Annotated in this window: 12 protein-coding genes and 2 pseudogenes; 6 read left to right on the forward strand and 8 right to left on the reverse strand. The window is 38.8% G+C overall.

Features of this window, described 5'->3' with window-relative positions:
- Positions 1–1593 carry an ATP-binding cassette domain-containing protein gene (locus QM959_RS06340; protein WP_414372148.1) on the reverse strand — a complete coding sequence of 531 codons (1593 nt, stop codon included), beginning with the start codon at positions 1591–1593 and terminating at the stop codon, positions 1–3.
- A gap of 2 nt (positions 1594–1595) precedes the next feature.
- Complete coding sequence (locus QM959_RS06345) at positions 1596–1973, reverse strand: zinc ribbon domain-containing protein (RefSeq protein WP_033688324.1); 378 nt, start codon at positions 1971–1973, stop codon at positions 1596–1598.
- A 291-nt stretch (positions 1974–2264) separates the two neighbouring features.
- Between QM959_RS06345 and QM959_RS06350 the strand changes: the two genes are divergently transcribed.
- The gene (locus tag QM959_RS06350) at positions 2265–3674 is read left to right on the forward strand and encodes an N-acetylmuramoyl-L-alanine amidase (RefSeq protein ID WP_414372151.1); all 1410 of its coding nucleotides are present in this window, start codon (positions 2265–2267) and stop codon (positions 3672–3674) included.
- 143 nt (positions 3675–3817) lie between these two features.
- Complete coding sequence (locus QM959_RS06355; protein ID WP_414372153.1) at positions 3818–4447, forward strand: MBL fold metallo-hydrolase; 630 nt, start codon at positions 3818–3820, stop codon at positions 4445–4447.
- A gap of 233 nt (positions 4448–4680) precedes the next feature.
- On the opposite strand, the gene pepO is transcribed toward QM959_RS06355, so the two are convergent.
- Positions 4681–6573, reverse strand: a complete 1893-nt coding sequence (pepO, locus tag QM959_RS06360; protein ID WP_414372155.1) for an endopeptidase PepO — start codon at positions 6571–6573, stop codon at positions 4681–4683.
- A gap of 180 nt (positions 6574–6753) precedes the next feature.
- On the opposite strand from pepO, the gene QM959_RS06365 reads away from it, so the two are divergent.
- The 4 genes from QM959_RS06365 to tpx all read left to right on the forward strand — a co-directional run bounded on the left by QM959_RS06365 (position 6754) and on the right by tpx (position 9896).
- Positions 6754–7476 carry a metal ABC transporter ATP-binding protein gene (locus QM959_RS06365; protein ID WP_414372157.1) on the forward strand — a complete coding sequence of 241 codons (723 nt, stop codon included), beginning with the start codon at positions 6754–6756 and terminating at the stop codon, positions 7474–7476.
- The gene (locus QM959_RS06370; protein WP_000559796.1) at positions 7473–8321 is read left to right on the forward strand and encodes a metal ABC transporter permease; all 849 of its coding nucleotides are present in this window, start codon (positions 7473–7475) and stop codon (positions 8319–8321) included. Before QM959_RS06365 ends, QM959_RS06370 begins: the two co-directional genes overlap by 4 nt.
- A 31-nt stretch (positions 8322–8352) precedes the next feature.
- Positions 8353–9282, forward strand: coding sequence for a metal ABC transporter substrate-binding lipoprotein/adhesin PsaA (gene psaA, locus QM959_RS06375; protein ID WP_084888713.1), 930 nt, complete (start codon positions 8353–8355; stop codon positions 9280–9282).
- 122 nt (positions 9283–9404) lie between these two features.
- The gene (gene tpx, locus QM959_RS06380) at positions 9405–9896 is read left to right on the forward strand and encodes a thiol peroxidase (protein ID WP_061366224.1); all 492 of its coding nucleotides are present in this window, start codon (positions 9405–9407) and stop codon (positions 9894–9896) included.
- 166 nt (positions 9897–10062) lie between these two features.
- Here tpx and QM959_RS06385 read toward each other — a convergent pair.
- The 5 genes and pseudogenes from QM959_RS06385 to QM959_RS06405 all read right to left on the reverse strand — a co-directional run.
- Positions 10063–10221, reverse strand: a pseudogene (locus QM959_RS06385) (competence protein ComA); the annotation flags it as partial.
- 140 nt (positions 10222–10361) lie between these two features.
- Entirely contained in the window at positions 10362–10994 is a 633-nt protein-coding gene (locus QM959_RS06390) for an ABC transporter ATP-binding protein (RefSeq protein ID WP_414372160.1), read from the reverse strand.
- Position 10995: 1 nt separating this feature from the next.
- A complete protein-coding gene (locus QM959_RS06395; protein ID WP_414372161.1) occupies positions 10996–13011 on the reverse strand; it encodes a bacteriocin-associated integral membrane family protein in 2016 nt (671 codons plus the stop codon).
- Between the two features lie 102 nt (positions 13012–13113).
- Entirely contained in the window at positions 13114–13410 is a 297-nt protein-coding gene (locus QM959_RS06400; protein WP_414372163.1) for a lactococcin 972 family bacteriocin, read from the reverse strand.
- Positions 13411–13516: 106 nt separating this feature from the next.
- Positions 13517–13698: pseudogene (locus QM959_RS06405) on the reverse strand (PhrA family quorum-sensing system peptide).
- Positions 13699–13798 lie beyond the last annotated feature (100 nt).

Raw genomic sequence — 13798 nt, forward strand, 5'->3', positions numbered from 1 at the left:
TTAATCTCCTCTATAATCTTTATATTTTTTAATGTAGGCATCTGGAGTCGCTTCTACTTCAGATACTACAAGTTCCAATTGGTTTACATTGAAAAAACTCAAAGTCTCTTCTACAGAACCGTAAAAAGCTAATTTACCACAAGATTCTTCCTCACTTTTAGCCAGAACTAAGACCTTGTCAAACAACTCAGGCGTTCTATCAGGACTATGAGAAATAATAAAAACAATCTTATTATCATCAGCTATATTTCTAAGACTAGACATGATAGAACGAGCATTGCTGCCATCTACACCTGAATCTGGTTCATCCAAGACAAATAAAACAGGATCTGCAATATACTCCGTTGCAATACTTAGTCTCTTCTTTTCTCCGCCACTAAGCTCTGACACTAAAGAATCTCTTTTCTTTGTCAATTTCACGGTCTCTAAAACCCTTGAAATTTTATCTTCCAATAGAGACTTGTCTTTTGTAAAATCCCTAACTAGTTTCATCTCAGCAGCATTTTTCAATGTCATATAGACACTATCTTTTTCACGGTGCAAACTAAACTGAGGAACATTCGCTATCATTCTTTTAACTTTATCAAATTGATTATAAATATTAATATTTCCTAACAAGATTTCAGCATCTGCTTTTTCAATTCCCATTATTGCATTGATGAGTGTTGTTTTTCCTGCACCAGATCCTCCTAAAATGAGCACTATTTCCCCAGAAGATACTGAAAAATCAATATCCGAAAGCAACAGCTTTTCTCCAGCCAAACGTTTTCGAATTGAAACAGATAAGCTTGTATCATCTGAGATACTATTGATATTTTCTGCAATACTTTTCTCTTGCTCTTCAGTCAATTCATTTTGAAAAATTAATTGATTACCGTAGACAAGGAATAATCTGTGATGAATGGATACTAAATCATAGTTTTTTAAACGAATTTTATCCTGAAGAATGCTGTTATTTAAAATTACTTGATCATCATTTGGGATAAGATAGAGAATTTCATCATCAAAAACTTCAAAACTATCACTAATTTTATCAGCTATTTGAAGAGTAATTCCTTCCTGCTGCCACTCAACATCCTTTTGATTCATGAGACTAAATATATAAATAGTCTCACCCTGTCTAAGCGTATCTCTATTCGTTAGATAGTGTTTTTTCCCCACTTCACTTTTTACATTGTTGACATAGACATCTTCAGATTCACTTTGTAAGTAATAACCAAGATAATCCTTTTGTATAGAACTATTTTGAAGATCATTTACAATTTCATCAAGTTCCTTTATTTCAACACCATCTTTTGTAATCACAAAGGTAAAGAAAGACAAGGTATTATCTGAAACTTCCTCACCCTTATCAATTTTTTCAGAAATACTATCCTTTATTTTTTCGCTAACCTTCTTAAAGCTTGATGGCATTTTAAAATGCGCATTTTTTTCCTTTTGATTGTAGTGACTCCTATTGTCATCAAGATAGCATAGTTCAACTTTTGGTTTTGAATTATCAATATATTCTCCACAAAAAGCACAAAATTTCCAACCCACTCCTATCTTTTTAGAACAACTTGGACAGACTATTTTTACAGTATAATCTTTCATTTTTAACTCTTCTTCACTGCTTTACCACAATTGATGCAAAACTCAAAACTTCTTGCTAGACTTTCTCCACAGTTTGGACAAGAAATCAAATCTTGGTCATCCATATCAATCGATTTTTGAATACTTATTTGTTCTTTAAATAACTCTTTTATCTCAGCAATTTCTGAAGAATAGAGAGAATTTTCCTTGATTTCTTCTAAATTTTCTTCAACAAATTTAATTCCAATTAATCTATATAAATCATTAATTTTATTTTGTCGCAATTGGATTTCTTTCCTCTTACGATTATTTTCAACATTTTGCTTTCCTTCAGAAATAACATTACTTGTTGTTTCTTTCACAATTCTAGCACTATCTCTTAATTGATCTAAAAAAGCCATAACTTCTCCTCTTATTTACTTGAGCAAGTCTTTATTTTCTCATTTTTAGTATAACATATTGCCTTACATTCTTAAAATTTCAACAGAAACTTACCTTATTATTTTCCTAAATTATAGCATACTTCTAATTTCCTTTTAAAAATCTTCCCAATTTTCCTTATTTTCTCCATCTTTTTTTAAAATAAGGTTTGATATTTTGATAATTTTCTAACTTTTTTAGTGTATAATGGTAATAAGCACAGTTTTTTACGATAATTACTGAAATTTCATTTCTCTAGAAAGGTAAACAACATGAAATCACACAAAAGACTGACCCTTTTAGCCTTGGCTGTTCTTGGCTTATCCAGCCAAGTGGTTTTGGCTGACGACACAAGTCATTCCACTACTAACCCTATGACTAGTTCAACCAATAGCTCAACAAGTAATTCTACAAATACTTCTGCTAGCAGTTCACAAGCTAGTACAGAAACTTCGTCAAGTGCAACTAGTTCAAGTGAGCAAGAAACCAAACCTAATCAACCTATACAGACTGGCTGGGTAAAAGAAGGAAGCAAGTGGACTTTTTATAGTCAAACTGGGGTCAAATTTACAGATACTCTCTATGATGATTATCTCTTTGATAATCATGGCTATTTGCTTGAAAACAGCTGGTACCAAATGGGAAATAATTGGTACTATATCAATGGGTCAGGTAAATATTTATCCAACCAATGGAGCCAAATCAATGGCAAGTGGTATGCTTTTGATGGCTACGGTAGAATGTTGGCCAATGTCTGGAAGGGCGATTACTACCTCAAATCCAGCGGTGCTATGGCTGATAAGGAATGGGTCTACGACCAAAGCTACTCTAGTTGGTTTTATCTAAAATCTGGCGGACGCTATGCCCAAAAACAATGGATTGGTTCCTACTACCTCAAATCTGGTGGCTACATGGCCCACAAAGAATGGATCTACGACCCAGACTATCAAGCTTGGTACTATCTTAAGGACGATGGTGTGTATGTTACAGGAACCTATGCTGTGGATGGTAAAAACCACCTCTTCCAAGGGAATGGGAAATGGGTCCGTGAATTAGCACAAGGTTTTCAAAAAGGACATTACTCTAAAACTATCTTTCTCGATCCAGGACACGGTGGTAAGGACCGCGGAGCTTATTACTATGGCATAACTGAAAAAGACTTGAACCTACAAGTTTATCGTAAACTACGTAAACGATTAGAAGGTCTCGGCTACACCGTTCTCACCTCTCGAGACAGTGATGTAGACGTTGATTTTATTACTGAGCGTTCTCGTATGGTCAACAAGACCAATGCCGACTTTTTCATCAGCCTTCATTTCAATGCAAAAGGGAATGATACAACCGTTAATCTAGGTATCCAGACCTATTCTTACAAGGATGAACCTGGTTTCCCTAGCAAGATTAACAAGGATTGGCACAACAATCCTGAACGGATGAGTGAAAGTAATCGTCTCGCAGCCGATATTCATTCTTCACTACTAGTCGAAACTGGAGCTAGGGACGCCGGACTCTTGCAAGCAACCTTTGCTGTCCTACGTGAAACAGCTAAACCAGCTGTTTTGATAGAGATGGGATATATGGACAATCCAGAAGAAAACAAAAAAATCCGTAGTAGTGAATACCAAGATAAACTGGTTGAAGGGATTGTCAAGGGAATCCAAAAATATTACGCAGGAAATTAAAACAGTTTAAGCCTCAAACTCATTCGGGGCTTATTTCTCTTATCCAAACCGTATTCTTCTTTCTAGAACTATTTCCTTTTTATGCTTATTCTCCCTAACTATGCTATACTTATCTTAGTACATTCTTTGAGATTGGAGCTAGTATGAAAATCCATAAAACTGTGAATCCTGTTGCCTATGAAAACACCTATTACCTAGAAGGTGAAAAGCACCTCATCGTTGTCGATCCTGGTAGCCATTGGGAAGCTATTCGTCAAACAATTGAGAAGATCAACAAACCGATCTGCGCTATTCTCTTGACCCACGCTCATTATGACCATATCATGAGTCTGGACTTAGTTCGCGAAACTTTTGGCAATCCTCCTGTCTATATCGCAGAGAGCGAAGCCAGCTGGCTCTATACTCCTGTCGATAATCTCTCTGGGCTTCCCCGCCACGATGATATGGCAGATGTGGTCGCAAAACCAGCTGAGCACACCTTTGTCTTTCATGAAGAATACCAATTAGAGGAATTTCGTTTCACTGTCTTGCCAACACCAGGACATTCTATCGGTGGTGTTTCCCTAGTATTTCCTGATGCTCACCTAGTCTTGACAGGTGATGCTCTGTTCCGTGAAACTATCGGGCGGACCGACCTTCCAACTGGTAGTACGGAGCAACTTCTCCATAGTATCCAAACCCAACTTTTCACCCTACCAAACTACGACGTCTATCCAGGGCATGGTCCAGCTACTACTATTGCTCACGAAAAAACTTTCAATCCTTTTTTCTAGTCAGCTGATGATTATGTATATCGCAATTTAATACTCAATGAAAAACAAAGAGCAAACCAGCCGCAGGTTACTCAAAGAACCGCTTTGAAGTTGCAGATAAAGCTGACGTGGTTGAAGAGATTTTCGAAGAGTATAAGTAAACTATACAGCAATTCTTTCCATTATAAAAGGCATCCTATCAAGGTTTTCACACCTGATTGGATGCCTTTTTTCTGATTACTTGTCTCTTTGCATTACCAAATAATCACACGCTCTTCTGGTGAACGCCACATACCATCACCTTCTTTGACATCATAGGTTGTAAAGAAATCATCGAAGTTTGGTACTTGTACATTGACACGGAGTTTAGCTGGCGCGTGCACATCAACGCTAGCCAAAAGTTTCATAAATTCTGGGCGACCTTTCATGCGCCAAATACGGCCAAAGTTATGGAAAAATTCCTCTGCTAAGAAGTCTGACTCTCTCTTGGCTGCTTCAAGTGCTGCAGCGATTCCTCCCAAGTCAGCTACGTTTTCTGACACAGTCAATTTACCGTTGATGGTTGCTCCATAAGAATCCTGTCCATCAAATTGGTCAATAACTTTTTGTGTTTTCTCCTTGAAGGCAGCATAGTCGCTCTCTGTCCACCAATCCTTAAGGCTACCATTTTCATCAAAGGAAGCTCCGTTAGTATCAAAGGCGTGGGAAATTTCATGGGCAATAACTGCCCCAATACCGCCGTAGTTAGCAGAAGATGACTGATGCAAGTCATAGAAAGGAGCCTGTAAAATAGCCGCTGGGAAAACAATCAGATTCTTCTGTGGATTGTAGTAGGCATTGACCATATGAGCAGGCATTCCCCACTCCTTGTAGTCTACAGGCTGGTTCCACTTGCTCCAACTGTGCTTGATTTCCACACGCGCAAAGGCTAGAGCATTGTCAAAAAGACTAGCAGTCTCATCCACTACCTTGTCCTTGTAGCGTGCTGGCAATTCTTCTGGGTAACCGATATAAGGCTTAATGACATTGAGTTTGACGATGGCCTTGTCACGAGTTTCAGGAGTCAGCCAGTCATTTTTAGCCAAGCGTTCCTTATAGACATCAATCATAGTTGCCACTTTTTTCTCTACATCTGCCTTAGCCTCTGGAGAGAATTTTTCATGGGCATACCAGAGACCCAAGGCTTGTTTGAAAGGACCTTGTGCTAACTGGTAGGCTGCCTTGACCTTGTCTTTGGCTTCTGGAACACCTGAAAGCGCCCGGCTATAGGCACCTGACAAGACACGGATTTCTTCTGTTAAATAGCTGGTTGAGAGATTAACAACACTTAAAATTAAGGTTGCCTTGAGGAGAGGCCAAGCCTCTTCACTATAGAATTGATCTGCTGCTTGCCAGAAACGTTCCTCGTCTACGATAACCTTGTCTGGTACTTGCCCAAGAACGGCTTGGAAGAAGTCATCCAAAGGTAGAGCAGGTGCGAATTTTTTGAAGTCTTCATATGAATATGGATGGTAGAGTTTAGCATACTCTGAACTTTCTTCATTAGAGAGCACCACTGCCGCAACTCGACGGTCCAATTCTAGTCTTTTATCAAGCAAGTCTTCAATTTCTGCATCAGAGAAATCATAAGCCTTGAGGAGATTTGCGCTGCTTTCTTTCCAAAGAGTCAAGAGCTCTTCGCGCTGAGGATGGTCTTCTGCATAGTAGGTCGTATCTGGCAGGATCGTGCTTGGAGCGCTAGCCCATAGAACATTGATTCTGGCATCCATAAAGTCTGGTGATACACCAAAAGGAAGGAAGTTAGGTTTTCCAGCAAGTTCAAACTCTGCTAGTCTAGCAGTAAAATCTGCAAAAGTCTCCAATTCTTGGAATTCTTTAAGAAGTGGTAAGACAGGTTTGATACCGTCAGCTTCTCTCTTGTCAAAATCACGAACTAGGCGGTGGTATTTGACAAAATTTGCCAAAATAGCATCCTCAGGCACCTCTTCTCCTGCCAACCACTTGTCTGTTGTCGCCAACATCAGGTCTTCAATTTCCTGATCTAAATCAACAAAACCTCCCGTTTGAGACTTATCTGCTGGGATTTCAGCTGTCTTCTGCCATTCTCCATTGATAGCATCATAAAAATCGTCTTGATAACGTGTCATCTTGTTCTCGCTTTCATTTGTACTTGTTTTTAGCTTAACAAAAATTACCTGGGAATGCAATTAAAATACAAGATTAAAAAAACTTAAATGTTTTACTATTAATATTTTAATTTTTTTAAAAATTAACTTGACTTAATTTTTTTTTTAATGTATATTAAGAGTCAGGAGGAATACAACTGTATGATACGTATCGAAAACCTCAGTGTCTCCTACAAAGAAACGTTGGCACTTAAGGATATTTCACTAGTGCTCCATGGACCAACAATTATCGGTATCATTGGTCCAAACGGCGCTGGGAAATCAACACTATTAAAAGGTATGCTGGGAATTATCCCACATCAAGGTCAGGCATTTCTCGATGACAAGGAAGTTAAAAAATCCTTACATCGAATCGCCTATGTCGAACAAAAAATCAATATCGACTACAACTTTCCCATCAAGGTCAAGGAATGCGTCTCGTTAGGACTATTTCCCTCTATTCCTCTCTTTCGAAGTTTAAATGCTAAACATTGGAAGAAAGTGCAAGAAGCCCTTGAAATCGTCGGCCTAGCTGACTACGCTGAACGGCAAATCAGTCAACTGTCTGGAGGTCAATTCCAGCGGGTCTTGATTGCCAGATGTTTGGTGCAGGAAGCCGACTATATCCTCTTGGATGAACCCTTTGTTGGGATTGACTCAGTCAGTGAGGAAATCATCATGAATACGCTGAGAGATCTGAAAAAAGCTGGGAAGACGGTTCTCATCGTCCACCACGACCTCAGCAAGGTTCCCCACTACTTCGATCAAGTCTTGCTTGTCAATCGAGAAGTGATTGCTTTTGGTCCGACCAAAGAAACCTTTACCGAAGCCAATCTTAAAGAAGCTTACGGTAATCGACTCTTTTTCAATGGAGGTGACCTATGATTGCAGAATTTATAGATGGATTGCAGAACTTCCACTTTCTCCAAAATGCCTTGATAACAGCTATTGTCATCGGGGTCGTAGCTGGAGCTGTAGGATGTTTCATCATTCTACGTGGGATGTCACTCATGGGAGATGCCATTTCGCATGCTGTCTTACCAGGTGTAGCCCTCTCCTTCATCTTGGGCCTTGACTTCTTTATCGGAGCCATTGTCTTTGGACTGCTAGCTGCCATCATCATTACCTACATCAAGGGGAACTCGATTATCAAAAGCGATACCGCCATCGGCATTACCTTTTCTTCTTTCTTAGCCCTCGGTATCATCTTGATTAGTGTCGCTAAAAGTTCAACTGACCTTTTCCATATCCTTTTTGGTAATATCCTGGCCGTCCAAGATACGGATATGTTTATTACTATGGGTGTTGGTGCAGCCATTCTCTTGTTAATCTGGATTTTCTTCAAGCAACTCTTGATAACTTCCTTTGATGAACTCTTGGCTAAAGCCATGGGAATGCCTGTCAATTTCTATCACTACCTTCTCATGGTACTCCTGACTCTCGTGTCTGTGACAGCCATGCAAAGTGTCGGAACTATCCTGATTGTAGCCATGCTGATTACCCCAGCGGCAACTGCTTATCTCTATGCTAATAGCCTAAAAAGCATGATTTTCCTTTCCTCAACCTTTGGAGCTACAGCTTCAGTTTTAGGACTCTTTATCGGCTATAGCTTTAACGTTGCGGCAGGTTCTAGTATCGTGCTTACAGCCGCTAGTTTCTTTCTCATTAGCTTCTTTATCGCTCCAAAACAACGATATTTGAAACTGAAAAATAAACATTTGTTAAAATAAGGGGCAAAACCCCAATAAATTGGAGGATCTAATGAAAAAATTAGGTACATTACTCGTTCTTTTTCTTTCTGTCATTGCTCTTGTAGCATGTGCTAGCGGAAAAAAAGATGCAGCTTCTGGTCAAAAACTAAAAGTTGTTGCTACAAACTCAATCATCGCTGATATTACTAAAAATATTGCTGGTGATAAGATTGATCTTCACAGTATCGTTCCTGTTGGTCAAGACCCACACGAATACGAACCACTCCCTGAAGACGTTAAGAAAACTTCTCAAGCTGATTTGATTTTCTATAACGGTATCAACCTTGAAACAGGTGGCAATGCTTGGTTTACAAAATTGGTAGAAAATGCTAAGAAAACTGAAAACAAAGACTACTTTGCAGTCAGCGAAGGCGTTGATGTTATCTACCTTGAAGGTCAAAACGAAAAAGGCAAAGAAGATCCACACGCTTGGCTTAACCTTGAAAACGGGATTATTTTTGCTAAGAATATCGCAAAACAATTGAGCGCTAAAGACCCTAGCAACAAGGAATTCTACGAAAAAAATCTCAAAGAATATACTGATAAGCTAGACAAACTTGACAAGGAAGCTAAAGAGAAATTTAACAACATCCCTGCTGAGAAGAAATTGATCGTAACCAGCGAAGGATGCTTCAAATACTTCTCTAAAGCCTACGGTGTCCCAAGTGCCTATATCTGGGAAATCAACACTGAAGAAGAAGGAACACCTGACCAAATCAAGACCTTGGTTGAAAAACTTCGCCAAACAAAAGTTCCTTCACTCTTTGTAGAATCAAGTGTGGATGACCGTCCAATGAAGACTGTTTCACAAGACACAAACATCCCAATCTACGCACAAATCTTTACTGACTCTATCGCAGAACAAGGTAAAGAAGGCGATAGCTACTACAACATGATGAAATACAACCTTGACAAGATTGCTGAAGGATTGGCAAAATAAGCCTCTGAAAAACGTCATTCTTTTCCGAATTGACGTTTTTTCTATGCCCACATTTCCAGTCAAATCATTGGAAAATTCTAACTGTTTCAGCTACAATGGAAGAAAAAAGATTGGAGTATCTTATGGTAACTTTCCTCGGAAATCCTGTGAGCTTTACAGGTAAACAACTACAAGTCGGCGACAAGGCACTTGATTTTTCTCTCACTACGACAGACCTTTCTAAAAAATCTCTGGCTGATTTTGATGGGAAGAAAAAAGTCTTGAGTGTCGTGCCTTCTATCGATACAGGTATCTGCTCAACTCAAACGCGTCGCTTTAATGAAGAACTGGCTGGACTGGACAACACGGTCGTATTGACTGTTTCCATGGACCTACCTTTTGCCCAAAAACGTTGGTGTGGTGCTGAAGGCATTGAAAATGCCATCATGCTCTCAGACTATTTCGACCATTCCTTTGGACGTGATTATGCCCTCTTAATCAATGAATGGCACCTATTAGCACGTGCAGTCTTTGTCCTTGATACTGACAATACTATTCGCTACGTTGAATATGTGGACAATATCAATTCTGAGCCAAACTTCGAAGCCGCAATTGCAGCAGCTAAAGAACTATAGAAAAAAATCCTCTGTCACAAAGAGTTCCCTGCTCTTTGAAACGGAGGATTTTTCTTATTCTTTAATTATTAATCCTTCAAAATCTTTTAGTTGAAAATTATATTTTTCAGTGAGTAACACATTATCCACTGCAACATCTTCTCCCAATGGGTAAATATTTCTTTTGAAACAGTTGTAGGAGGAAAATCTCTCCTACACTATTATTGATTCTGAGAGAAAATTGCAAAATATCATCTACCAAACTTTCAATTATTAAGATTTTTTGCAGTTTATCTGAATTAGAATCGCAAGGCTTCTCAATAATATAATTGTCGAATTTTTTCATTCTAACTTCCTCTCCACTATTTCTTCCCTTATCAAGAAAAAGTTACCTCAATATTAATAAAGTACAATTCTAAATTAACTCCAATTATTGATTCATGATAATATTTCAGTAACTCATCGTGCAATTAAAAACAAGGATTTTTATTTCAGACGATCCATCGTGAACACTTCATCAGCTATCTCCCAAATTGCCGGATTATGTGTTGCGATAATGATTAGCCTATTATCATCTCGAAGAGATAGCAAAATCTCCATAATCAACTGAGAGGTTGCTGGGTCTATTGAAGCTGTTGGCTCATCTGCCAGAATAAGGGGTGGATTCTTTAAGATAACTTTTGCCAAGGCAACCCGTTGCGATTCTCCGCCCGATAACTCAAAGATGCGCTTATCTAGGTCAAGATAAGCTAGGCCGACCTGTTCTAAAGCCTGCTTCTGTCTCAACCGCTGTTCCGACCGACTCAACTTTTGACCAATGAGACCTAGCTTAAGGTTTTCTTCAATACTTTGGTTTTCAATTAAGCCAAAGTTCTGGAAGAGGTAGCCCAATTCGTGACGGAAAAAATCACTCGATTTATAATTGGCCAAGTCTTTACCTCGGTAAAAAATCGTCCCATCATAAGATTCTAATTTCCCAATCATGTTCATCAAGGTTGTTTTTCCGCTACCACTTGAACCAATTAAGGCATAGACTTTTCCAGCCTCAAATGTCATTGAAAGATTCGAAAATAACTCTCGTTCTCCAAAAGATTTACTCACCTGTTTAAGTTCAATCATATTAACCTCCCTTCAAAACAAGCATGGACATCTTGTTTTCTTTCTGCATTTGGACATGTAACTGTAAAAGAGATAGACCAGTAAAGAGTAACGAGACTAAGAAAGCAACTACTATCTCTACCATAAGAAATACACTCGCAACAAATCCCAGTAAAAACACACCCAGTTGAGCAAAGAGATAAGTGCGATGGATTTCTAAGAACCTGAGACCTGCAATGCGTTTGATAAAAATGGCACGTCTAAATTCTTCAAAGTAGAGCCTATTCATAGTGTTAAACAACAAGATTGAAGTTGCAATCCCAAGCACAGCTCCTGCTAGCATTACCCAACGTTCCCTCTGGATATTATCCAATAATGTGATGTAGTTGTGGTAACCTGTTTGCATTTCTGAGACCCAATTTTCAATGCCTTGTCTCTGGATAAGCTCCTGGGCATCAGACAATTGATTAAAGAGAACGTAGTTCTGTACTGCGTCTACCCAAAACAGAATGGACTGTGGACCAGTTGATTGGGGTGTTATAACAATGATGATTGGATCTTTCAAAAACTGCTGGTAAGAAATAGGGGTCGTATTATACACAAAACGATCCTGACCTGATTCCAAATAACCTACCGTAGCAGTCATTTGCTGTCGTTCATCTCGACTAGACATGCGACTGGTTAAGTCGTCTTCAAAAACAGATTTATAATGTTCTTCCTCTGAACGGAGGTGTTCAGGCAGCAATAAGACAAACTCCCCTACATCAAGGTGATTCATCTTTTGCTCAATAGTTGTATCTACAGGAATGTTTTGACGCTTCAAGTATTGCGGTGTGACGATAAGGACATTGCCATTCGGGCTGTAATCGTGCCATTCTGTAGAGGTTATAAAGTTTTTGGAGGAAGCCATGCCATTTTGCAAAGTACGGTCAATTAACTGGTGTCTAGATAAGAAAGCCTTTTGTTCTGAAACAGCCAGATCCATCAATTGATACCAAGTTCTGAGTTTCCTTTGAGCTTGTTCATCAAAACCAGGACTCGTTCCTTCACGGCTGATTGATAGGGTAATCAGTTGCCTCTCCTGGCTCCAAGCCTCTTGTCCAATCCGATGCTGTTGCCAGGCTTGGGAATACTTTAAGCTACTCCCTATTCCCAGCGTTACAATAATAATCGCTAATAGTTGACCGATTAAAATCAAACTAATGATTCCTCTGACAGGCACTTGCCCTTTTATAATCTGCATCAGGTGTATCTTTTTTATCCCAACTGCGAAGAGTTGAGCGAAAAACAGGGAGATCGACAACAAGATGAGATTATAACTGAGCAAGCCTTCTCCTATGGTCATTAGGGATTGCGTTGGAAGCGACAGAATTTTTTGCATAAGAATGGCGAGCACGCCAGCTAAACTGAAACCAACAGCTATCCCTTTCAAATCCTCACCAACTGGTCTAAGGAAAATGGACCACCGTTTCTCTCCTGAAATGAGGCGAATGCCCGACGACCGTAATTGGCTAATTTGACTAATTAAAGTCAGTGCTCCAAAGGTTAAGATGAAAATCAATAAACCGATTAACTGAAATCCGTTACTAAAGATAGCCATTAACGTAGATAGTTTAGATGGAATTATCAGGTGCATGTTAGTCAAGCCAAGTTGACTTAGCTCCTCTCTTAGCAAGTGAATATCTAGGTTTCCATCGAATACAAAATAGTTTGTTTCAACACTACTACTTTGAGCATCTTCTAAATTTTTTTCCTGTAGCCCATCAGGCAACTTTCCGTTCCCAAAGGTCGTATAAGAAAACACTGGAGTACCTTCTAAGTTAGGATCCTGGTGTTGAATCACAATAAAGCTATCCGTTTCTTCTGCTAGTTTTTCCAAGCGTGTAGCAACATGCTGAAAAGTTGTTTCAGGGGAAGAATCACGTACAACAACGTTGGGGTAATAATGGGAGACATATGTATCAGTCCAAATGGTAAATACCCAAACAAAGAACAAACTAGCAAGCAGGTTGGATATGAGTATAAATAATTTTTTCATAGTGCATTCCTTATTCTAAAATAGAGGGCAGAAATACCCCTGCTCTCTATAAACTAATAAGCTTACTAAACTATTGATAAAAGAATCTTCTTCAATTATTCTTTACCATCCCGCATCAAATGTAACTTGCTCCCCAAAATTTGTATTAACAAACGCATAGGCCGCACTACGTGCTCCTGCATAAGCTGTTTTTTGATTGTCACGTCCATTACTTTCAACATAGGCCCAGTGATCCCGTGAACCATGATAATAATTCGAAAATGCTCCCCAATTATTTGGATCATGATGGCCTCCATAGGTCCACTCGCCACCACGGTGAGAAACTGCCAAAACAGGAAGAGCCAAACTAAATGCCAAAACGGCAAGGGATGATGCAACTACTTTTCTAAATTTTAACATATTATTACTCCTCTGAATGAAATATTATGAAAATGAGCGAAATGCAACTACATATTTTAATTAGAAATCTCAGTCTGAATTATAGTATCCTATTTTTTCCTCCTTTCTAACTGCACGTTCCTTCAGCCTTCCCAACATCAAGACCATTGGACTTCTTTTGTGATTGCACTCGAATCTCCAATTGTTTATTCTTCTGAATGAATTGTTGGTAAGGAATTGTGTTACTAAATGTAAAAAAACGAGTAATGCTAATATAGCTAATTTTTGAATTTCACGATTTTTCTTCATTCGTGAAACCCTTTTCTTTTTCATTATCCTTATTTTAACAGATATATTTTATTTAGCCAAGTACTTTTATGTAATTTTTAACTTTTTTTTGACTTTATTA

This window comes from Streptococcus mitis (assembly GCF_047459985.1).
GTDB lineage: Bacteria > Bacillota > Bacilli > Lactobacillales > Streptococcaceae > Streptococcus > Streptococcus mitis_DZ.